Here is a 23,283-nt window from a genome sequence, read left to right as displayed (position 1 = left end):
TTTCATTTGTTGTGTTAGCCATTAGCCTTGTTTTTTCCACAAAACCCCGTAGAGACGCGACAGAGCCTGCAGCGTCGGCGTTAGCCTCTGTCGTGTCTCTACAAATCGCCAGAATGAATGAAAAATACTACTAGTCAACACAGCTAATTGATATTTAAGAATTGGAACTGAGCATGTAATGATGCAAATCCCCTCCCTACACCCAGATACTGTTGAGGAAGTTAAAAGCAGAGTAGATATATATGAGGTGATCTCAGATTACGTAGTCTTACGGAAGCGTGGCAAAGACTTTTTGGGTTTATGTCCTTTCCATAATGAGAAAACACCTAGTTTTAGTGTCAGCCCGAGCAAGCAAATGTATTATTGCTTTGGTTGTCATGCGGCAGGAAATGCGATTAAATTTTTGATGGAATTGGAAAAACGTTCCTTTGCTGAAACTGTGCTAGATTTAGCACGACGTTACCAAGTCCAGGTTAAAACTCTCGAACCACAACAAAGACAAGAATTACATCGCCAACTTTCTCTACGGGAACAACTTTATGAAGTTTTGGCGGTAACCGCACAGTTTTACCAACATGCTTTGTGGAATTCCCCCAGCAATCCTTCTGTTAGTAAGTCAGCACTGGAATATCTAACTCAAAATCGTCAACTACAAACAGAAACTATTAAAAAATTTGGTTTGGGTTATGCTCCTGTGGGTTGGCAAACCCTTTATCGTTATTTAGTAGAAAATAAAAATTATCCCGCTCCGTTGGTAGAAAAAGCCGGACTAATTAAACCCCGGAAAGAAGGACGGGGTTATTACGATGCATTTCGCGATCGCGTGATGATTCCCATCCGAGATATACTCGGACGCACCATCGGTTTTGGTGGTCGAACTATGGGAGACGACCAACCAAAATATCTCAATTCTCCGGAAACGGAATTATTTAATAAGGGTAAAACTTTATTTGCCCTCGACCAAGCCAAAGCAGGGATTTCTCAATCTGACAAAGCTGTGGTGGTGGAAGGATATTTTGATGCGATCGCACTTCACGAGAAAGGTATTAATAATGTAGTTGCTTCTTTGGGTACGGCATTAAGTTTAGATCAAGTTAAATTAGTGTTGCGTTATTGTGACTCAAAGCAACTGATACTTAATTTTGACGCTGACAAAGCTGGAACTAATGCAGCAGAAAGAGCAATTGGTGCGATCGCCGACCTTGCATACAAAGGCGAAGTTCAATTGAAAATTCTCAATATTCCCGATGGTAAGGATGCTGATGAATATTTACAAAGTCATACTTCGGAAGATTATCACCAATTATTAGCAAATGCTCCTTTGTGGTTAGATTGGCAGATTCAGCAAGTTACCAAAGATTGCGACCTCAAACAAGCTACTGATTTTCAACAAGTTTCCCAAAAAATGGTGAAGTTGCTGAAAAATATTAGCAACAGCGACACTAGAAATTATTATGTTTCCCATTGCGCGGAAATTCTGAGTTTGGGAGATACTAGACTGGTACCCCTAAGAGTTGAGAATCTGTTAACTCAGATTACTAGTGGGAAAAATTCGGGAGAATGGAATTCAAACTTTAGTTCGAAGCAACGTTTTAGTTCGGGACGCAAAAACTCTAATAAAAACTCTACCCAGAGAAAACCTTCCCTTCCCAACAATGAATCTAGTCTGTTAGAACAAGCAGAAGCATTACTACTGCAAATTTATCTTCACTGTCCTTTACAGCGACCAATAATTTCTCAAATTTTAGAAGAACGGGATTTACAATTTAGTTTGTCTCACCATCGATTTTTCTGGCGACAGATTTTAGAAATATCTCCCAATATTGCAGCAGAAACAGATTTAATTTCCCGATTGCAAGACCGATGTTTAGAATTTGAAACCGAGATGAGTTTGGTTTCCCGATTATTTCATCTTGATGAAAAAACTGAAAAGGAACTTACTCGCGCTCCTCAAGTGGTTCATGCAACCACAGCTTGTATGGAAAGAGTACTCCGGGAAAAACGCTATCGTCACTATTTGGAACTTTGGGAGCAAACAGATCCAGAAGCAGAACCCAAACGCTGGCAATCTTATTATGATGCTTTTTATGGGGAAAAAATGAAATTGCAGGAATTGGATCGTTTACGACAATTTTCCCTGACAGATTTGTTTTGAGGAGAAGGGAACGGGGAACGGGGAATGAGAGTGTTACTTAATTTGTTAGATCTCTGGTTCCCAGGCTCAGGCTTGGAACCCATACAAGAGGCTCCGCCTCTTAATTATACCTGAGGCAGAGCCTCGAATAAGGTGTTCCTTGCCAGAGACAAGGAACCAGTTATGTTACACCCTACCCTACAGGATTAATTCCTACTCATTTCGTTATACAATATAGCTAGATTAGCTAGATTAATGGAATAATGTAGTGCAAGAATGGCGTTTGGCGGATGCAAAGAATAGATTGACTGAACTGGTGAACAAAGTACTCACCGTAGGACCACAGATAATCCAACGACGTAATGATACAGTGGTTGTGATATCGAAAGCAGAATATGAACGCTTAATAGGAGAAAGACCAAGTTTTAAACAACATCTTTTAAACCCCCCACATAGCATGGAGGATATAGACTTAGAACGGGATAAAAGCTCCATGCGGACAGTAGATTTATGAGGGTCTTACTTGACACTTGCGTTTTATCCGAACTGTACAAACCAATACCATTAGAATCTGTTAAGAATGCTGTTAATAGTCTCCTGGATAACGATATTTATATCAGTGTTATTACTTTAGGTGAAATCAGTAAAGGAATTTCTCTACTGTCTGAAAGTCGTTGTAAGCGAGATTTATCTGTATGGTTTAATAATATTGAACATATTTATGCAGAACGTGTTTTACAGATTGATTCAGAAATAGCGGCTATCTGGGGTGAGATTACAGCAATTGCACAAAAAAAAGGATTTATTCTTGCAGCTGCAGATGGATTGATTGCAGCAACAGCTTTACGTCATGGTTTATATTTGATGACCCGTAATGTGAAAGATTTTGAGGTTACGGGTGTATTACTTTTAAATCCTTGGAATGATGTTTCATAACAGATAATCAAATGATCTTGCTTATCACTTAAAGTACCGTTTTTTGACTTTTGACTTTTGTACAGACGTGACATGTCACGTCTGTACGACTTTTGACTTTTGAATTGCGCGTAGCGCCATAAATATCCGGGTGGATGATACCAAAAAACCATCCTGACAGATGAGTTTATATATCCGATCGATAGTGATTTGATTGCAATTATCTTAGCGAAACTAAAGCTAACACAGAGCACAAAATAAGTTCGCTGAGCAAAATAATTATTATAGATTAGGGAAATATTAATGGAAAGTTTATATACATCAGTTATTAACTTCTTCGTACAAGATGATTGGAACTATACAGAAGTAGAAGAAGGTAGAGCTTTTAAAGTAGCAGTAGATTTGGATAATAGTAACTACAATTGCTACGTAATTATTAATGAAGAAAAGAGGAATTTTAAATTTTATTCCATATCTCCAGTGAAAGTACCTGAAAATAAATACACCGAAATGGCGGAGTTCTTCACTCGGGCGAATTACGGGATGAATTTAGGTAATTTTGAAATGGATTTTAGAGATGGGGAAATTCGCTATAAAACTAGTATTTATCTAGCAGATAATGAATTAGATTTCCCCATTATTAAAAGAATGCTTTATGCAAATCTATCCACTATGGATGATTATTTTCCTGGAATGATTAAAGTCATTTACGCTGGTGCTTCGCCAGAAGATGCAATATGTGAAGTGGAGGAAGTTGAAAAGGAACCCGCCGCACAATAGGGCTAAGCGCAAGTAAAAAGTAAAAAGATATGAATCAGTCCGCAAATACTAAGTTTGGATTATCAAAACCCAGTAAAAATTTCGCCAATCCACCTTCAGTACACCTTGACTTGATGCAATTCCACTCAGTTTCTTTTGGCGAATCGTCGGTATTAAGATTAGCAATTTTTTCGAACACACCATCAATAGGAGCAAGCTGTTTCCAATGAGCCCGAACAGTTAATCTTTGACCGTGAACTCGTCTGAATTGGCGCTTTACCCTGTGTTGAGGCAAAATTTTTTTCAGACGAGAAATGAACCGACTCATTGAATGACTCTGAAATCTATGAGCTTTACAAAAAGCTACATACCAACAGTATAATTCTTGGTTTTCTATTTTTGTCTCTGAATTATCAGATGGTCTTAACGTCAAGTCTACAAATGCTCTGACAGAGTCACTGTAGCTTGAATTTTCATATTTGAACTGCATGATTCGGTCTGATGAGTCAGACCTAGTAAGTAAGTCTTTCCTGATGTTAAGAACTTCTTTCTGTTTAAAGTGAATACTTGCCATATGCTTCTTAACTGTACTAGGAGCAATAAATAACTCCGAAGCAATTTGATCGTAAGTGTAATTCTTGCGGCGAAGTAACCAAACTTCCTTTTCACGAGGTGTCAATCCATATGTTTGGGCTTCCTCAAATGCTATATTGCAAATTGCTTGATGTCGATCCTCGACGGTGATTAGTAGAAAAGGACTTTCCAGTTTTTCTAGTTGTAACCATCGCACCTGAATATGTAAGCAGGTTAAGTCATTAGTAAGGATTTCAGAATGAAGCAGCCAGCATTGATTTGGAAATAGATTGCGACTCTGAACTAAGGGTTGACAGAGATGCAAAATTTCCACGGGTAGTTGATTTGCTGGTAACTCATCATAGCTTAGTTGTTGCAAGACCTGGAAAACCCGATCATTTGCATAAACTAACTCCATTTGGGCAGTCAGAATCAAGCTATTCTCAATAAGCTTTTCGTAGGGGAAGATGCAACTCATGGTTCTGAAAAGAGAAAAAATCGAACAATTGCGATCGAGTACTTGGCTTTCTTGATACATATAGAGTTATTGTCCGAGCTAGTAACCCCGATCCAAAAATATTAAATATCAAGAATAAAAGTGATGAACAGACCAGGAAATAGTCGAATCAGTTTGATTTTAGGCTTTCACATCAATCATTTTTATTAAGCTATTTTTGTAGTCATAGGAAGATTTAGGTAAATATAGGCTAGTATTACATCTGGATAAATAAGCTGATTAAACTACAAATTTATTAAGTAAAACTATTTGGATTTGATAGTCCTTGATTTGTCGTCTTATTTCCATCATGGCAAAGTCAAGCAAGCTTGAAAATTACCCCATTAGGGTACCGTAGTATAGTTAATCAGCTCAAAAATAACTATCATCTTTTGTGTTTTTTCTTTTAAAATAATCAAAGTATTGCTATAATCTCTGTTCACATAAAATAATTATATCCGGTTTAAAATATATTTATATTAGTCTATTTTTGCTTAAACTTGGAAATAACTCAAATTCTATTGAGCCTAGTAACTTAACTATGCAGACTGAAATTTATTTGAAATATTAATGTTTTAAGGATTAATGTTTTAAGGATTAATAATTGTGTAAGTTTCAAAATATTTGATAATGGCAGTGAATCTCACGAATTGTCTGAAAATAGAATACTAAATCGATTGCGTTTTTAATCTCTAAGAGTACAGTTTTCTATCAATTCTTGACAATTTAAAATTCTAATTATATCCATTGATATGTATAATTTATGCATATTGATTAATTGCTTATATTTATTTAGAAATCCTTTAATAGAAATAATTGAACTTTAAGAACTTTAAAATAAATGTTTATTTATTGATTACAACTTAGAACCCAATCTGTATTCAGTTTTGTTATCACTTCTGGGTTATATTTCCTTTAAATCAAGAAAGTTTTCATATTCCGCTTGCATCATTTCGCAAAATGATCTATATCGGTCAGCGCCTGGAAGCCAGTCGCCAAAAAACCAGGCTTCCCATTCTCCATCTTCTGTAATGACCTGGGGATTGAGAAGGTAAATAGCAGAATCTCCTTTGTCACTAATTTCCAGAGCTGTTTGGAGGTAATCCACTCGTAACTTCCTACAATCCTGAGTATCACTGTAGACAAAGTATTCTGCATCTGTTGTTGGCGGAATTGGTGTATCCCAGCCGTTGATGGAATTATCTGGATATTGTTGTTTCAGGTATCGGTCTATAAAAGCATTGATCCAATCTTGATGTCTGCGCGAAAACCACCCAATTTCTTCAGTTGACCAAAGTCTATGAATAAAAGGTGTGGTCTGACGCCAACCGTTGGTGACTTTCAGGAAAGCTCGATAGGAAGGAGGTAAAGTAACCTCTAAGCGGACTTCGGCATGGCTAAGTTGTTCTTCAGTTGCGCCTGGATACCCTAACCAACCAGAATCGATCACCTCTATTGGTAGTTCCCCTAGAAAATTTTCCCTTGATTCCAGTATCTCTCGGCTCCACTGTCTTAAAAAGTTTTCCCAGTCGAATGTACACATTTTAAAAATACTTATTTCACTCCCTGCTGTTAAGGAACTACACTGAGGATCGGACCTTGATAGGACTTCATTTGAGTATGGGGTGGCAGCAAGAGTACAATCGTGTGGAATTCGTAACGACCCGCCTTAGGAACCGGAAATTCCTTTTGGATGGTATATTCCAATTTCTGGGCTTTGAGTTTTCCTTCCTCACTGGCAACCAAGTTCAAATTTTTACTTCTTAAATCAACAGTATAAAAGGAAGTTTGGAAGGGATAATGTTCTGTTGTCAGAATTTTGGCTTGGGTTCCCGATATCCTAAAGTTAAGCTCTGCCACTAGTTTTTTCTTGAGGATTGAAACACCAACCGAGTCTTCAGGCTCGAATACTCGAACATTGAGAATTTCGATCTGGATATTATCTGATGGCTCAGGTGTCGCTAGTAAAGGAATGTGAGCCTCAGTTGGAGGTGGTACCGCTTTTTGATTTACCTCAACTACTTCTTGTGATTCTTGTGTTTCCTGTGCTGTTGGTATTTCTTCTTTGTCTGGGATTTCCCTTATCTCCTGGCGTTCGCTTTCTGTAGAAGCTGATTGATTTTCTTCGACTGGTAGATTATTTTCATTTGTCACGATCTTTCTCCATTTGTAGTGGGGAGAACTATTCGCAGAATTCACAACAATACAAGGTTACTGATTACCCTTCTGTTGCGAGGGTATCTGTGTTACTCAAACTCGTACTCTCCAGGGATGACAATGACTGGGATACCCTCAATCTGGCTAGGGAAAGTAATCCGTTCCTCAAGCTTAGCCTTCATCCAGCGATCGCGCACATGGATCCGTAGTACAATTTCCCCACTATTCTGATTTCCTTCAGGTGAATAACCAATATCAATCAGACTTACGTCGGGATGGTTAAGGAATTGCTCCACTAGTTCGTTTTGAGCACGACGGGCTTTTGCCCAAAATTCAGAGTTACCTTGTACCATTGGCTGTACTTTTTGCAATGTCCGATGTTAGAACAATGGTAAATATACTTAGAGAGCGATGTCCACATTAAGGGCATCTAATACTGGAGGCATGGCGATCGCTAGCCCATATTCTGGATGGTCACTGCCTGCAAAATGCAGACCTACCGCCTGATGAGTTTTTTCATTTAACCACCACGAACCAGAATCACCTGCTGCACTAATTTGTCCACCGTCATCTGTTTGAGCAATATGGACAACATGACGGATAACTCGCTGTACTCCGTTGTAGTACATCACTTCTCGGCCTTCAATACCATCAATGATACCTGTGGTAATCCCAGTACGACGGCCTGATTTTATCACTTGCATACCCAGGGTGGGATTAGTTACACCAGTCACCGCTCCAATCTCAAATTGATTTTTGCTTAAAGACCTTGTATCGGCTAATTCTGCGACAGCCGCATCAAGAAACTGTTCCATCGCATGACGTTTAAGGTGGGCAACGGTGTGGTCAGAGTGCCCTTTATCTCCCCTGCCAGGTTGGTAAACCGCCATTCCTGGCCAAGCATACCAGTTGCCATATAGTACGTGCCAGTTGCTCAAAATCATTTCAGCGCCAGTCTGATGGTCAATAACCTTGCCACCCAAAGTCCCATATCCAGAAGAAATGGCGTTTGATATACTAATGCCGCCCTGCATAGGATTGAATACTCCCGCACGGGATTTGGATAGTGTTGACGAAGCAGGATACCGAAACTGTCTGAGCTTATAATCTGCTTGTGGCACATCCACAGGAAAGCCAATGCGCTGAGGATCGATGATGCGTCCCGGATGTTGGTTCGTAAACATTTCAAAGGCAGGTCCTTTGAGTTTTTGGCGTACATGGACTCGAACACAAACCTCAGGCTCCAGGGTTTGACCTTGACTATCTCGAATGCGGAGTCCCAGGTCGATGAGTGAGACATTAGGATCAAAAAGATGTAACAAAATGGCCCGATCCAGACCTCGCTGAGCTTCTTGAGAAATACTGGTATTGGGTAACACCATTGCTTACCATCTCCTTGTACAATGATTAACGGCCCCGACAGCAGCTGAATTGCAGAAACCATCAGGGTCGAGATCTCTATCTAGAGGCCTATGAGCACTGTTGGTCGTGTTAATAGGCCATTTGTCAAGCTGTATAAACTAAGAAGCGCGCAGGTTTATCATAATCCCAATGAGGGGGTACTCCTGGACGAATGAACGGTGGGAAGATGGCTGGCTCTAGGTCGGGATTGAATACCCAGGTTGCATATCCAGCAAACGGTAGACCTCCTACAGGTCCGCTAACGTCTGCAGTCAAGTTCATCTCATAAAGGTTAGGTCTTCCTTGTTGAGGAACTGGAAAGTTGATCGGTTGGATGAATCCGTTCAAGAATCCACCGCCGAGAGGAGCAAAATTGATTGGACCAAAGTCCGGTCCATTACCGCAGGTTGTTACATTACAAGTCTCCAACCACACCCGGAGGTTATAGGCAGCCATAAGTACATTAGCTTGCGGAGCAGTCGGATCCCAGTTCACACCTACTGGATTGCGCCAGACAATACCAATCATGAAGGCGGGTTCACCAGCCCTAATGACCTTCTGAGGTAGAAATGGCCCCCCTGGCAAAAGGGGTTGGAATGGACCTGCTAGGATTACATTAAACCATGGGTAGGGGACAGGACCTCCGATTGAGATGGGTTCGGCGATTTCTAAACCTTCACCCCTTGCCATTGCCATGGCACGCTTTGTGTACTCATCAGTCTGTTTCGTCAGTTTGACCATCCATGCATCCATAATGGCCTGTGCATGCTTTTCAACCTCATCTGGGGCATAGGCTTCGGCCGCTGCCTGAGCTGCTGCTGCTACGCTACTGGGAGCAGAGGCTTTGACAATTACATCGTCAGCCATTTTTATTCTCCTTAATATTGCATATTATTTGAGGATTTGTCGGACACTATCTTAGGCACTGAGTTTTCAATGTCTCAGAGGCTGTTGCAAATCAAAAGTTGAGTTGGTGTCCGTATCGTATCTTCACGGGTTGTTGAATTTCTGAGTCGGGTAGGTATGAGTTAAATTAACCTTTCTGCTTCTTGGCTTTGCCTCAACAACCCTTATTTCTTTAACCACCTTGATCATGACAGAGCTACTCGGGTCTGAAAATTCCCCTGACATGACACTTTTACAAAATTCAGAGCTTTACAAAAAAGCTATTATGGCGTATATTTATTAGCTAACTATGTAATAAAAAATTAAATTAAAAAATTCCTAAAAAAATTGCTAAATATCTAATCTATTGATACTTAGAAGCTTTCACTCAAACCTAATGAATATCCTGGACTAATTACCTTAAATAAGAGCTTTTCGTCTGAAATTATTGTATTTAAGTATTTCTGGATCTCAACTTTAGAGTTTTAACTAAAAGTGTGTTTTTAGGATTAATCAATCACAGCCAGTAACAATTGCTATGACTAAAAGTCGGACACAGGGCGACACAACCTAAAAACTCTACTGATTAGATATACACTGTGTCACCTCAAAGTCTGTAGTAGATAATACTTCAGAACTTTAGTATTCTGCTTTATCTAACTGACACAGGGTCAAGTAATCATTTGAGGAGAGAATTTGATTCCTACTCCAAAATTTACCGGAAATAATGGGTCTAAAGCCCGGTCCTTTCAGGACTGCTTTATTTATGCTATAGTATTTTGCGTAGAGTCATCCCACGTAAATGATCGTTTTAGAATTCAAAGCTAAAGGGAAGACAACTCAATATGCAGCTATTGATGAAGTAATCAAGACTGCTCAGTTTGTGCGTAATAAGTGCATCCGTTATTGGATGGATCAGCGTGGTGTTGGGCAAAAAGATTTGTATCGTCATAGTACTTCACTTAGAAAAGAGTTTGATTTCGTTAAAGCTTTGAATTCCAGTGCTTGTCAGGCTTCCGTAGAAAGAGCATATAGTTCAATTGCTAGATTCTACGACAATTGCAAGAAGAAGGTTTCAGGTAAAAAGGGTTATCCACGTTTTAAGAAAAACTGCCGTTCAGTAGAGTATAAAACTTCTGGGTGGTCGTTGTCAGAAAACAAAAAACAGATTAGCTTTACTGATAAAAAAGGAATTGGAATCTTAAAGCTCAAAGGTACTTGGGACTTAAATTTCTATCAGTTAGAAGAGATAAAGCGAGTAAGGTTAGTGAAAAGGGCTGATGGTTATTACGTTCAGTTTTTGATTAGAACTGATGCTAAAATAAAGTCAAAACCCACAGGTAAGACCATAGGCTTAGATGTAGGATTAAAAGAATTCTACACTGATAGCAATGGGAATACCGAGTCTAATCCAAGATTTTATCGTACAGGAGAAAAGCGATTAAGATTTTATCAGCGTCGCGTTTCTCGTAAAAACAAAGGCAGTACCAACCGCAAGAAAGCAATCAATAAACTTGGTAGAGTACACCTCAATATAAGTAGGCAACGTGAAGAACATGCTAAGAGACTAGCACGTTGCGTAATCCAATCTAACGATTTGGTCGCCTATGAAGATTTGAGGGTAAAGAATTTAGTAAGAAATCATTGTCTTGCCAAGTCTATTAATGATGCAGGTTGGTATCAGTTTAGGAGATGGTTAGAATATTTTGGGACTAAGCTTGGCAAGATAACAGTTGCTGTTAATCCTGCTTATACGTCACAAAATTGTTCCACTTGTGGTGCAACGGTGAAGAAATCTCTATCCACTAGAACTCATGTTTGTCAGTGTGGATGTGAATTAGATCGCGACCACAATGCAGCCATTAATATTCTGAATCTTGCTTTGAGTACCACAGGGCATGTGGGAACTTGGATTTTAGATCCCAACGCTTCGGGAGATTTAGCCCCTACTGTTTTAGGTGCAAACCTATCTCAGCAAGCCGAGTCTATGAACGAAGAATCCTCACGCCTTTCAGGCTGAGGAGTGTCAACAATGGTAGTTTTGCCAGAGCCAGACACACCCATGAGGATTATTATCATGGGGGGTGAGAAGTGGGGGAAGTGGGGGAAGTGTGGGAAGTGGAGAAGTGTGGGAAGTGTGGGGAGTTTAATAATACTCATTACCCATTACCAACTACCCATTACCCAAAACTCGTTTATTTCAACAAAAAGCGTTTAACAAACATCACCGTAGAGTAAAACTGAAAGTCAACATTTTTCTTCTTACTAAAGCCATGTCCTTCGTCCTTCGCCATTAAATACCAAACAGGGACATCATTCTTTTTAACTGTCGCCACTATTTGCTCTGCTTCTTTCAAAGGAACACGGGGATCATTTTTACCATGAATCACAAATAAAGGTACGGTAATTTTATCTGCATTATTTACAGGAGAAATATTCAGTAAAAATTCCCGCATTTTTGGATCCCGTTCGTCTCCATATTCCACCCGTCGCAAATCTCGTCGATAACTTTCGGTGTTTTCCAGAAAGGTTACAAAATTAGAAATTCCAACAATATCGATCGCCGCACGAATTTTATTACTGTATTTAGTTGCTACAGCTAAAGACATATAACCACCGTAACTACCTCCGGTTACTAGGATCCTACTTTTATCCAAGTTCGGCTGAGTACCAATCCAATCTAACAGTGCGCCAATATCTTTTACTGAGTCCTCCCGCTTATAATCGTTATCCAACTTTAAAAAGGTTTTGCCATATCCAGCAGAACCACGAACATTAGGAAATAAAATTGCAACCCCCAATTCATTGAGGTAGTAATTTAAACGCCCCAAAAATGTTGGTCGAAACTGTCCTTCGGGACCGCCATGAATGTTAATTATTACCGGACGTTTACCTTTAAAATTACTAGGAGGACGATATAAAAAACCAGAGATGATTTTACCGTCGAAACTTTTCCAACGTACTAACTCTGCTTCCGGGAAATTCTTGGTATTCAATCCCCCCGTTTCACTTTCTGTCCAACGTTCAACTTTATTACTAATAATATTCAAAGAATAAACATCTGCTGTTGAACGAGCGGAAACTAGGGTAAAACCTAAATCTTGGTTATTACGGTGCCATCTTACACCATATATTTGTCCTACAGGTAATTCTGGTAGTGGTTTTTCCTTTTTTGTAGCGGTATCTAATATATGTAAGACCCCCGTACCATCTTCATTCGTCACAAAGGCGAGATTCTTACCATCTTCCGAAAGGTCAAAATCTTCCACATTCCAAGGAATATCACTGGTTAAATAAGTATGCTCAAAAGTTGTGAGATCCAGATAAGCTAGTCGGGAAAATTCTGAGTCGCGATCGGTTATGACATACAAACCTTTACCATCTTTAGCAAAGATCCCGCCATTGTAAGCAACTTTCTCTTTACCCTCTTTTTTTGGTGTAATTAACCTTTTGTCGCCCGTACGAGTATCAAATAGCCACAAATAGCTTTCGTTGATCGAAACATACTCGAGCACCAAAAACTGAGAATCATCAGGAGACCAATTCAAACCAAACCAACCACCCCCATCCACCTCAGCTAGCAACTTATCACTTTCAGGGTTCTGAGGTTGGATAATATATAGATCTCTATCCTTACCAGTGCGTCTGGTGGAAGAATAGATCATGCGATCACCGCTATTAGACCAAACACCACGACTGTTTTTTGATTTTCCATCAGTCAGTAGTTTAATGTCACCAGTTGCAAAATCATAGCGAAAGTTTTGGTTGAATTCATTACCTCCAATATCTTTACTGAAAACAAAATAATCACCTTTTGTCGGTTGAAAAGTTGCACCACCAACCCTTTCTGAGAAAAAAGTTAGTTGTTTGCGAGCAGCCAAAGGGAATTCAACTAAATGAACCTGACGGGTATCGCCAAAACGAGTTGATATTAGCATTTGCCGCTTGGTAGGATGCCAACTAGCAATACTCGCAGACCTAAACTGGGTATAACGTTCGACTGTATCCACTAGCGAAACTGGAATTTGGGGGAGACCTTCAACAACAAGATTGTCCCCAGGAGTAATCGTAGGCTGTTGTGCAGAAACCATGAGAACAGGTAGCAAAAATACTGCGAGCAGGGTAGCAAAAAATCTTGAGAAAAAATGCATCTCATCATTATGCCAAATAGGAAATAAAATTGAGCAGTTTATAGCATATATTGTTCGTAATGCTGATAGCTATAAACAACTGATAAGATACTGATTATAGATAAGGAAGCATCGGATCGTGGCTAACAGCAAAATTATTATTTTTGATTGTGATAGTACCCTAAGCAGTATCGAAGGAATTGATGAATTAGCACGAACTGCAGGTGATGATGTTAGCCAGCAAATTGTCCAGATGACCAATGAAGCAATGGGAGGTAAGATCCCCATTGAAAGTGTTTTTGCAAAACGTTTAGAAATTATTAAACCCTCACGAGATGCTGTTGCAAAAACCGGCGAACTTTATGTTCAAATGGTTGAACCCAATGCAAAACAAGTAATTGCAACTCTCAAGCAAAAGGGATGGACGCCATTTATTTTAAGTGCTGGATATGTGCAAGCGATCGCACCTTTAGCTAAATATCTTGGTGTTGAATCGTCGATTGAAGCTGTTGAATTATTTTTTAACGAAGATGGTAGTTACCGAGATTTTGATCGCGATTATCCCACAACTCGGAATGGAGGGAAATTAGAAGTAGTAGAAAAATTACGCCATAAATTTACGCCAGAAAAAATAATTATGGTGGGTGATGGTGTCAGCGATTTGGAAACCAAGCCTGGTGTGGATATTTTTGTTGGATTTGGGGGTTACGCTGTAAGAGAAAAAGTGCAAGCCGAAGCTAGTTGCTATATATATGATTTTAATGAGCTTTTATCGGCGTTGCTTAATTATGGGATGATTTAGCCCCCCTAACCCCCCCAATTATAGTCCCTCAGAATTGGGGGATTTAGGGGGCTACACTGGCGACTATAAATTTTAAAAATTCATCCCTATATTCTGCAACGCCCTTTTATCATATGTTTTTTAAGCCCCATCACACCTGCAGTACAGTTAAATTGGGGAATGGCTAAAAAGCAACTTTATAAACATACTCTTAGACTTTAAAGATGCTGTATCAGATCTGCGAAACCATAGATACTGACAATAAGTAATAAAACTGCTGTAATTTGTGTAATCAGGGTTCGCGACGACGGTGACATCACTTCTCGCACTAAAATTGATAAAGATGCTCCAACTACAAAGCTCAGACCTAAGATTAAAAATGCCTCTTTCCCAGGGAAAAATGTAGAAATTGCCAGCATAATAATCGCCAAGGATAACATCAAAAGTTCAACGAACCTAGGCGGATTGTGCTGGCTGGACAAAATTACAGCATTTAACCAAAAGCGCCAAAATCTCATGAATAATGGGGATTGGGGATTGGGGATTGGGGATTGGGTAATGGGTAATGGGTGTAGTTACTGCATTTTTGGTATTTGACAACTAAAAGTTAATTTCTAGCTCCAACTTTTCTACTAGTACCATTACTTTGATTTGCATCTTCTGGGAGTTCTACCCCGAATACCCGAGCAAATGCTTTTTCAACTTTATAACCAGAATCAATTGACTCGAGGGGGTCTTTCCGGAGTCGGTGACGCAAACACAAGGTAATAACTCTACGAATGTCATCAACTGTTACTTCTTTGCGACCTTCAAAAGCTGTTAAAGCTTTAGCTGCACGATTAGTAACAATATCGCCACGCAAACCATCAACATCTAATTCCGAACAAACCTCAGAAATCTTCACCCGTAGTTCGTAGTCGAGGTTTACTGAGGATAAGTTTTCCTGTGCTTTGACAATGCGCTTTTGTAGTTCTTCTTGTTCTGAGTGATATTTTTCCAGAAAACTAGGAGGATTTTGGTCAAATTCTGAACGTTGTTCGACGATTTGTACCCTCAGGGCTGGTTCTTTGACGGTATGAATTTCAGCATGCATCCCAAAACGATCAAGTAATTGGGGACGCAATTCCCCTTCTTCTGGGTTACCGGAACCTACTAAAACAAAACGTGCGGGGTGACGAATGGAAATACCTTCCCGCTCTACTGTGTTCCAACCACTTGCAGCCGAATCTAGCAATACATCAACTAGGTGGTCGTCAAGTAAGTTAACTTCATCCACGTAAAGAATACCCCGGTTAGCTTTTGCCAAAAGTCCCGGTTCAAATGCTTTAACACCTTCAGATAAAGCTTTTTCAATATCAATTGTGCCGCAAACCCGGTCTTCAGTTGCACCCAAAGGTAAATCTACCATTTGCACTTTTGCCCGGGTGACTTCTACATCAACCCCTTGCTCTACTTGCTCGCGGACTCCATCGCTCATCAATTCTGGGTCTTGAGGATCCGAATTGAAAGGATCGTTTGCAACCACGGCAATTTCTGGTAATAAATCAGCTAAAGCCCTGATAGTTGTTGACTTTCCAGTACCGCGATCGCCCATGATCATCACGCCACCGATTTTGGGGTCGATCGTGTTCAATATCAGAGCCAGTTTCATTTCTTCCTGACCCACAATTGCTGTAAATGGAAATACTACACGACCTTTCATTGCCGAAGTTTGAGCAGTAGGACTCACTAAATTAACCTTAACCTTATCTATATTTTTTCCTTAGTGTCTTTTTATTGTGCCACAATTGTCGTTTTTAATATTTTTCACATTTTATTCGTTAACTAAATCTAGTGGGAATGATTTATTGGCAATTTTATTTTTTGTTTTTATAGCTCAGTAACTCATCATAAATAAAAAATCACAATGGCGATCGCATCTACTCTGCAAAATCATCCATTGCGATTAAAAGTAATAAAAATTACTAGTAGTCCCCATTTCTAGTTACAAACAAACTTTAAGAGATAGGAGTTTCTAATTCCTCAGGAACTTCCCCATCTTCTCTTAGTTGTTTGTAAGGTGGTTTTTGATGGGGTGGGCTAAAGCTTTCTCGCAGAGAAACAATAATGATGTACAAAACCGGTACAACAAACAAACTTAAGAAAGTGGCAACAAACATACCGCCGAACACCGCATTACCAAGAGATTGACGGCTAGGAGCACCCGCACCCGTTGCAATCATCAGGGGGAAAATTCCTAACAGTGTAGAAAAAGCAGTCATTAAAATTGGTCGCAAACGTTCCTGGGATGCTTCCAGAGCTGCTTTAAAAATTGGAAGTCCTTGTTCTTCCCGTAATTGATTGGCAAATTCAACAATCAAAATTGCATTCTTGGAAGCTAAACCAATTAACATCACCAAACCAACTTGACAAAATATATCGTTGGGTACACCTCTAAGTGACTGCGCAGATAATGCTCCCAATATGGCTAAAGGTACCGAGAGCATAATAATTAACGGATCGACATAATTTTCATATTGGGCTGCTAGCACCAAAAATACGAATACTAGACCCAAACCAAAAATTAAGGGTGCTTGTCCGCCAGATTCTTTTTCCTCAGCAGAAATACCCGACCATTCAAAACCCATGGAAGCTGGTAATACCTGATTTGCTAATCTTTCCATGGTGTTCATTGCTTCTCCCGAACTGAATCCCGGAGCTGCTGAACCGTTAATTTCAATCGATCTGAATAAGTTGTAGTGGTTGATTGTTTGTGCTCCTGTAGTCTGCTTGATTCTCACCAAATTACTCAAAGGAATCATTTGGTCAGTCGCAGAACGGACATATAGCTTTCCTATGTCCTCAGGATTGGAACGATGTTTTGCATCTGCTTGGACATATACCCGATAAGTACGTTGTCCGAGGTTAAAGTCATTGACATACCGAGAACCCAAATATGATTGTAGGGTATTAAAGATGTCACTAATCGATACTTGTAAGGCTTTAGCTCTATTGCGATCGACTTCAACCTCCAATTGAGGCATATTTGCAGCATAAGTACTAAGTACACCCTGCAATTCCGGCTGCTGATTACTTTCCCCGATTAGTTGGTCTTTTACTTCCAGCATTTTAGGTAAACCAGTAGTTCCCCTCCGGTCTTGCAACTGGAACTGAAAACCACTAAAGTTACCCAAACCTGGAATCGCTGGCGGATTGAATGGAAAAACATTCGCATCGGTAATGCTAAAAAACTTTGGCATTAATCGACCCATAATTTCTTGGGCTGATTGTCCTTCAGCAGTACGTTCATTCCAAGGTTTGAGTGTTGTCCAAATGACCCCTGTGTTTGCAGTTGCACCGCTAAAACTAAAACCACCAACAGCAAATGTACCGACAACTTCAGGTAATTTAAGAATTTCTTTTTCCACCTCAAGCATTACCTTGCTGGTGTAGTTGAGTGAAACTCCTTCCTTAGCTTGAATTACGGTAATAAAATAACCTTGATCTTCATCAGGGACGAATGCAGTAGGTACGGTATTATACAGCCAAGCTGTAATTCCTAGCAAACTAACAAAGACTGCCAAAACAACAAATCTGAGTCTAGCAATCTTCCTCAGAGCCCAACGGTAATTTTTACGCAATCCATCGAGGAACCAATTAACTCGACCAAAAACCCAACCAAGCAATCCCCGTGGCTTTGGTTTCTTTCTTAACAGCAACGCTGCAAGAGTAGGGGTCAAGGTAAGAGCGAGAAATGTGGATATGGTAATTGAAAAAGCTATTGTCAAAGCAAATTGACGATAGATTTGACCCGTTGAACCGGGAAAGAACGCAACGGGAACAAATACAGCCATCAATACTAATGAAGTTGCAATCACAGCCCCAGACAGCGATCGCATGGCGCTAGAAGCAGCCGACTGAGGTGACATTCCCTTCTCTTGAATTAAACGGGAGATATCTTCTACGACGACAATTGCATCATCAACAACCATCCCCGTTGCTAATGTCAAACCAAATAAAGTTAAAGTATTAATGGAAAAACCAAAGGCTTTAACAAAACCAAATGTTCCAATTAAAGCCAAAGGAATGGTAATAACGGGAATAATAGCCGTCCGCCAATCTTGTAGGAAAATAAAAATTACTACAACTACGAGAAAAATCGCTAATAACAGCGTTTTTACGACTTCTATTAGGGATGCTTCGATAAACATCGTTACATCAAATGCCACCTGATACTTCATCCCGGGTGGAAAATCTTGAGCCATCTCAGCCATGGCTTTTTTTACGGCTCTAGCAACTTCTAGGGCATTACTTCCTGGAGTTTGTAATACACCAATACCAATACCATCTTTAGCTCTGAAGCGAAGAAAAGTGTTATAGTTTTCTGCGCCCAGTTCCGCCCTACCGACATCTTTAAGTCTGATTAGCGAACCATCAGCCCCAGTTCTAATAACAATATTTTCAAACTCAGATGGATCTTCTAAACGACCAGAAACCCGTATATCCTTAATATACATTTGGTCATCTGGAGCGGGCTGTTGACCAATTTGTCCTGCACCAATCTGGAGGTTTTGCTCGTTAATTGCATTGACCACATCTTGAGCAGTCAGATTACGACTTGCAAGACGATTTGGATCGAGCCAAAGACGCATTGCATAGCGCCGTTCGCCGAAAACCTGTGCGTTACTGACACCCTCTATCTTTCTCAGGTTGTCTGTTATATATAAATCTGCATAGTTACTAAGAAATACATTATCAAACTCTTTATTATCACTATATAGCCCTATCCCCAAGACAAAGTTACTCGACTGTTTACTGACGGTAACGCCTGTTCTTTGTACCGATTCAGGTAGTTGGGGTTCAGCAAGAGATACACGATTTTGAACATCGACCGCAGCAATATCTTTATCTCTAGAAGCGTCAAATGTCACTGTAATAGTGCTGGTACCATCATTAGTACTGGAAGAGGTCATATATTTCAGACCTTCAACACCATTAATTTGACGTTCTATAACGGTAGTGACTGTTTTTTCTACAACTTCAGCACTAGCACCTACATAGTTAGCAAGTACTTGAACTTGGGTCGGACTAATTTCTGGATATCTGTCTGTAGGGAGAGTCGGAATACTGATAGCCCCTATCAGCAGAATAATAATCGCGCAAACACTGCTAAACACAGGGCGCTTAATAAAAAAGTCAGCGAACATAGGTGTAAAGGGATTGGGGATTGGGTATTGGGGATTGGCGTTAGCGGATCCGTAAGGTAGCGGCTCCGGATCCGTAGGTAGCGCAGCTAGAGCCTGCGGCGTCGGCGGATCCAAAGGTAACGTAGTTATAACCTCTAGCTATAGCGTGACGCGTTAGCAAAGCGGGACACGTAAGTGTACACAGCGTCATATGGGGACTGGGGATTGGGAATTAAAGAGAAAGAGTCATTACTTCTTACTTTTTACTTTTTACTCCTTACTTTTTACTTTCTACTCCTTACTCCTTACTTCTCAGTTGTTTGCTTTGGCATAATTGGTATTCCATTTCTCAGGTTAAGTAAACCCGAGACAATAAGTTTTTCTCCGGCTTCCAAGCCATCTATCACTTGGTAGCTATTACCTCTAACGCTTCCTAATTTGACGCGTTTCTGTTTCGCCTGCATTTGAACCTTACCATCGGTCGACTTTCCATTTTCAGCGATATAGACAAATGTTTCTCCAGCGACTCTGACGACTGAATTCACTGGAATTACAACTCCTTGACGCTGTTCCCAAATAATTTTGGCGTTAACAGATTCCTCCGCTCGGACTTGACCTTTAGAATTATCGAACAGTGCTTTAACCAAAATAGACTGCGTATTATTTATAACATTAGGTGAGATAAAAAATATCCTAGCCGTACCAATAGAATTTCCCTGGGCGTTGATAACTTCAACTAACATACCCTTTTCTAATTCCGGTGCGCGCTCAATAGGTACTGAGATATTGACCTCTAAAGGTTGATTCTGAGTAATAGTTGCAAGTTGGGTAGAAGTATTAACAAAATCACCAACTTTGACCGGTATATCTCCTACTGTTCCAGTAAAAGGAGCTGCGATCGTGTAATATTGCAACTGAACTTGTTGTTCTTTAGCATTGGCTTTTTCCTGCTCTAGTGCTCTTTTTGATTGGGATATCGCTGCTTTTTGAGCTTCAATTTGAGCATTAATTGTACCCAGACTTGCTTGTGCAGCATCTAACCTATTTTTGGCTTGGTCTAAGTTTCTTTGAGATAGCGCCCCTTCTTTTTGAAGCTGTAAGTCACGCTTGTATTCTTGTTGATTTAACTGCAGATCGGCAACTCTAGATAGTTTATCAGCCTCTAAAGATTTCAGCGTTGCTTGGGCATTTTCCAGTCGGGACTGTGCTACTCCTATTGCTGCTTTGACGCTATTGAGTGACGCTTGTTGTTCTCTTGGATCTATTTGGACAATTGGGGTTCCTACTGGAACTCTGGTTCCCGAACGAGTCAAGATTTGAGTGATTTGTCCTTGAACTCTTGGTTGAAGTGTTATGGAGCGTCGTGATTCCAAACGGGCTCTGTAGGTCTCGGTGTTACGAACCAAGTCAGTTCCTACGGTAGATAGTTCAACTGGTACCCCAGGAGGTTGATTAAGATTAGCAAATCCTTCTTGTCTGTTGGAGGAAAGCACGTACCAAGTAGCAGTACCACCACCAACTAAAAATATTCCTAACAATAACCAAAGCCACCTTCTTTGTAATTTTGGTGGCTTCAATGTATTTTGAGAACCAGGATCTGTTTGGGGAGCAGAATACTTCATGATTTCAGAGATACCCACTGTAGATGCGATCGATTTCTTTTTTTGAGAGCTATTTGACTGTTAATTTTTAGTCACGGGAATAAAAAAGGAGTTAATTTTATCGCAGAACAGCATTTTTTATTATTTTATTTATATAAATATATAATCTTACATGTTTTGGGTTACTCTACCCAAAGGTCAGTATTTTTGAATTGAAATAACACTCAAAAAATAAATCAAAACTTTTGCTATTAAAAGCTTACAGCTAAAGAGTTTCACCTGTCTTTCAAATTCTTGCTGAAAACTTTCACGAATTGCGAGCATGAATTTGACATAACACGCTATTAGCTGGTGTTTGGAATTGTAAATGAGAAGATTTCAATGGGAGGATTTTCTATATGGGAAAAGTTTCTACCCATTCTATTTGCTCTGGTTTTGTACTAGTTAGCAATTTACCTTGGGAGATGACGTACCGTGGATTAGACCGACAGCGTATCGCATCATAAGGGTTGCTAACATCCAGAACGATCATATTTGCTACATTGTTTATTTTGCAACTATGACTATCTTTAATATTTAAAGTTTTAACACCGTTAATTGTCACCATATCATAGCAGGCATTAATTTCTGAGATTCCTGTCATTTGACAAATATGGACTCCCATATGTGCCACATCTAACATGCTACCCGTACCCAAGCTGTACCAAGGATCTTGAACGCAGTCATGTCCGAAACTAACGTTTAATCCTTGTTCCCAAAGTTCCTTGACTCTAGTGACTCCACGACGTTTGGGATAACTATCTCCTCGACCTTGAAGGGTAATATTAATCAAGGGATTAGCAATCAAGTTAATTTGGGCGCGTTGCAAAAATCCTATTAATTTGTAAGCATAGGCATTATTGTAAGAACCAAAGGCTGTGGTGTGACTCGCTGTCACTCGCGAACCCATTCCAGAGCGAATCGCACAAGCAGCAATAACTTCCAAAAATCTAGATTGCTCGTCATCTATTTCATCGCAATGAATATCAATTAAACGGTTATACTTTTCAGCTAATTCAAATATCCTGTGAATCGAACGTACTCCATCTTCACGAGTCAGTTCGTAGTGGGGTATTCCACCAACAACGTCAGCACCCATCTCGAGAGCTGTTTCTAAAAGTTTCTCATTATCTGTTTGAGAGTAAATACCATCTTGAGGAAATGCGACCACTTGTAATGTTATCCAATCTTTAACTTCTTCCCTAACCTCAAGAAGTCCTTGTAAAGCAATTAATTTTGATTCGCTGACATCAGCATGGGTACGTACAAATAAAGTCCCCTGTGCTGCTTGTTGTTTGAGCATTTTTTTCGCACGGGTTTTTACATCTTCCAGGGAAAGACTTTGTTTGCGATCGCCCCAAATTTTTATTCCTTCAAATAATGTTCCGCTCTGATTCCAGCGTGGTTCTCCTGCGGTGAGTACAGAGTCCAAATGAATATGAGATTCTACAAATGGAGGAGAAACTAGTTTTCCTTGTAAATCTAATTCTACTTCTCCGTATTCGCTTATATGGGGGCTAATTTCAGCTATTATGCCGTTCCTAATTCCAATGTCTACTAGTGAATCATCCTTTTCGGTATATCCTAACAATTTACCGCGACGCAGTAACAAATCGTAGGTGTTGTGGGACATAGTAGTTTGTGCTGGAGATGAATGACATAAATACTTAGTATAAGTTGTATTCTAAATTTGCGATCGCAAGCATAGCAAAAAAGTAATTTTTGTATTCAGGAATTACCCACAGACAACGCAATTACAGACTCGAATTTAAGTTTGGAATTGCAAAAATATTGGTCATATTTTCTTCAAAAAATGACATCTAATATTAAATTTACAGGGAATGGGGTTTAATATTTATTTTTTATACAATCGACTATTAACTGTACAAGCTCCTCACAATTTCCTCAAATTTGTTATTTAATTTGGGATTAGAACAACAGGATACATATAAATAATCCCAGGAAAATTCTATGAGTACTAAATTTGATTTTCTTTATCCCCAAAGTTCTTATCGTGGTAAGGTTCAGCCTGAAAATTTAGTGTTTGATGCAAATCTACAGGAGTTCGCTCAGAAAGTAGGATATATTTGTTGTCTAGAAAGTAATGGGAAAGTTTCTGGGGAAGAAGCTTTTAAGGAAATAAAAATTCTTTGGAAACAACTCAAAGAAAGCAAAAAACTATTACAGGTTGGGGAGCATCCATTTCAAAATGACGAAGATAAATAACTGAAGGATTGCATAAAGAAC

The 23,283-nt window shown here is 39.7% G+C and carries 20 protein-coding genes; 8 read left to right on the top strand and 12 right to left on the bottom strand.

Going from position 1 to position 23,283, the window contains the following annotated elements:
- Positions 1 to 181 precede the first annotated feature (181 nt).
- The 4 genes from dnaG to QNJ50_RS01505 all read left to right on the top strand — a co-directional run bounded on the left by dnaG (position 182) and on the right by QNJ50_RS01505 (position 3,829).
- Positions 182 to 2,155 (top strand): DNA primase, encoded by a 1,974-nt coding sequence (gene dnaG, locus QNJ50_RS01520; RefSeq protein ID WP_300631410.1) that lies wholly within the window; start codon positions 182 to 184, stop codon positions 2,153 to 2,155.
- Between the two features lie 247 nt (positions 2,156 to 2,402).
- On the top strand, positions 2,403 to 2,648 hold the full coding sequence (locus QNJ50_RS01515; RefSeq protein WP_300631282.1) for a type II toxin-antitoxin system prevent-host-death family antitoxin: 246 nt from the start codon (positions 2,403 to 2,405) through the stop codon (positions 2,646 to 2,648).
- Positions 2,645 to 3,070, top strand: coding sequence for a type II toxin-antitoxin system VapC family toxin (locus QNJ50_RS01510; RefSeq protein WP_300631281.1), 426 nt, complete (start codon positions 2,645 to 2,647; stop codon positions 3,068 to 3,070). The genes QNJ50_RS01515 and QNJ50_RS01510 overlap by 4 nt, the downstream gene beginning before the upstream one ends.
- A gap of 282 nt (positions 3,071 to 3,352) precedes the next feature.
- Positions 3,353 to 3,829: a YbjN domain-containing protein gene (locus QNJ50_RS01505; RefSeq protein WP_300631279.1), complete on the top strand. Its 477-nt coding sequence runs from the start codon at positions 3,353 to 3,355 to the stop codon at positions 3,827 to 3,829.
- Between the two features lie 34 nt (positions 3,830 to 3,863).
- On the opposite strand, the gene QNJ50_RS01500 is transcribed toward QNJ50_RS01505, so the two are convergent.
- The 5 genes from QNJ50_RS01500 to QNJ50_RS01480 all read right to left on the bottom strand — a co-directional run bounded on the left by QNJ50_RS01500 (position 3,864) and on the right by QNJ50_RS01480 (position 7,972).
- Entirely contained in the window at positions 3,864 to 4,919 is a 1,056-nt protein-coding gene (locus tag QNJ50_RS01500; RefSeq protein ID WP_300631277.1) for a LuxR family transcriptional regulator, read from the bottom strand.
- Between the two features lie 862 nt (positions 4,920 to 5,781).
- The gene (locus tag QNJ50_RS01495) at positions 5,782 to 6,420 is read right to left on the bottom strand and encodes an SMI1/KNR4 family protein (protein ID WP_300631275.1); all 639 of its coding nucleotides are present in this window, start codon (positions 6,418 to 6,420) and stop codon (positions 5,782 to 5,784) included.
- Positions 6,421 to 6,449: 29 nt separating this feature from the next.
- A complete protein-coding gene (locus QNJ50_RS01490; protein WP_300631273.1) occupies positions 6,450 to 7,031 on the bottom strand; it encodes a hypothetical protein in 582 nt (193 codons plus the stop codon).
- Positions 7,032 to 7,123: 92 nt separating this feature from the next.
- Positions 7,124 to 7,405, bottom strand: a complete 282-nt coding sequence (locus QNJ50_RS01485; RefSeq protein WP_300631271.1) for a hypothetical protein — start codon at positions 7,403 to 7,405, stop codon at positions 7,124 to 7,126.
- A 30-nt stretch (positions 7,406 to 7,435) separates the two neighbouring features.
- A complete protein-coding gene (locus QNJ50_RS01480) occupies positions 7,436 to 7,972 on the bottom strand; it encodes a hypothetical protein (protein ID WP_300631269.1) in 537 nt (178 codons plus the stop codon).
- 34 nt (positions 7,973 to 8,006) lie between these two features.
- Here QNJ50_RS01480 and QNJ50_RS01475 point away from each other — a divergent pair, with 34 nt between their 5' ends.
- Positions 8,007 to 8,141, top strand: a complete 135-nt coding sequence (locus QNJ50_RS01475; RefSeq protein ID WP_300631267.1) for a hypothetical protein — start codon at positions 8,007 to 8,009, stop codon at positions 8,139 to 8,141.
- A gap of 399 nt (positions 8,142 to 8,540) precedes the next feature.
- On the opposite strand, the gene QNJ50_RS01470 is transcribed toward QNJ50_RS01475, so the two are convergent.
- Entirely contained in the window at positions 8,541 to 9,176 is a 636-nt protein-coding gene (locus QNJ50_RS01470) for a hypothetical protein (protein WP_300631265.1), read from the bottom strand.
- A 946-nt stretch (positions 9,177 to 10,122) separates the two neighbouring features.
- Here QNJ50_RS01470 and QNJ50_RS01465 point away from each other — a divergent pair.
- Complete coding sequence (locus tag QNJ50_RS01465; RefSeq protein WP_300631263.1) at positions 10,123 to 11,340, top strand: transposase; 1,218 nt, start codon at positions 10,123 to 10,125, stop codon at positions 11,338 to 11,340.
- 175 nt (positions 11,341 to 11,515) lie between these two features.
- On the opposite strand, the gene QNJ50_RS01460 is transcribed toward QNJ50_RS01465, so the two are convergent.
- Complete coding sequence (locus QNJ50_RS01460) at positions 11,516 to 13,411, bottom strand: S9 family peptidase (RefSeq protein ID WP_300631261.1); 1,896 nt, start codon at positions 13,409 to 13,411, stop codon at positions 11,516 to 11,518.
- Positions 13,412 to 13,589: 178 nt separating this feature from the next.
- On the opposite strand from QNJ50_RS01460, the gene QNJ50_RS01455 reads away from it, so the two are divergent.
- Positions 13,590 to 14,252, top strand: coding sequence for an HAD-IB family phosphatase (locus tag QNJ50_RS01455; protein ID WP_300631259.1), 663 nt, complete (start codon positions 13,590 to 13,592; stop codon positions 14,250 to 14,252).
- A gap of 197 nt (positions 14,253 to 14,449) precedes the next feature.
- Here QNJ50_RS01455 and QNJ50_RS01450 read toward each other — a convergent pair whose 3' ends face one another.
- The 5 genes from QNJ50_RS01450 to codA all read right to left on the bottom strand — a co-directional run bounded on the left by QNJ50_RS01450 (position 14,450) and on the right by codA (position 22,669).
- Entirely contained in the window at positions 14,450 to 14,749 is a 300-nt protein-coding gene (locus tag QNJ50_RS01450; RefSeq protein ID WP_300631257.1) for a hypothetical protein, read from the bottom strand.
- Positions 14,750 to 14,838: 89 nt separating this feature from the next.
- Entirely contained in the window at positions 14,839 to 15,960 is a 1,122-nt protein-coding gene (gene bchI, locus QNJ50_RS01445; RefSeq protein ID WP_300631255.1) for a magnesium chelatase ATPase subunit I, read from the bottom strand.
- A 268-nt stretch (positions 15,961 to 16,228) separates the two neighbouring features.
- Entirely contained in the window at positions 16,229 to 19,417 is a 3,189-nt protein-coding gene (locus QNJ50_RS01440) for an efflux RND transporter permease subunit (protein WP_300631408.1), read from the bottom strand.
- 284 nt (positions 19,418 to 19,701) lie between these two features.
- Entirely contained in the window at positions 19,702 to 21,018 is a 1,317-nt protein-coding gene (locus tag QNJ50_RS01435) for an efflux RND transporter periplasmic adaptor subunit (protein WP_300631253.1), read from the bottom strand.
- A gap of 373 nt (positions 21,019 to 21,391) precedes the next feature.
- On the bottom strand, positions 21,392 to 22,669 hold the full coding sequence (gene codA, locus QNJ50_RS01430; RefSeq protein WP_300631251.1) for a cytosine deaminase: 1,278 nt from the start codon (positions 22,667 to 22,669) through the stop codon (positions 21,392 to 21,394).
- A 338-nt stretch (positions 22,670 to 23,007) separates the two neighbouring features.
- Between codA and QNJ50_RS01425 the strand changes: the two genes are divergently transcribed.
- Positions 23,008 to 23,262: a hypothetical protein gene (locus QNJ50_RS01425; RefSeq protein ID WP_300631249.1), complete on the top strand. Its 255-nt coding sequence runs from the start codon at positions 23,008 to 23,010 to the stop codon at positions 23,260 to 23,262.
- Positions 23,263 to 23,283: the final 21 nt, after the last annotated feature.

It is taken from the genome of Mastigocoleus sp. MO_188.B34, from assembly GCF_030065675.1.
In the GTDB taxonomy this organism is placed as follows: domain Bacteria; phylum Cyanobacteriota; class Cyanobacteriia; order Cyanobacteriales; family Nostocaceae; genus Mastigocoleus.
This window is presented reverse-complemented; position numbering and strand designations above follow the sequence as displayed.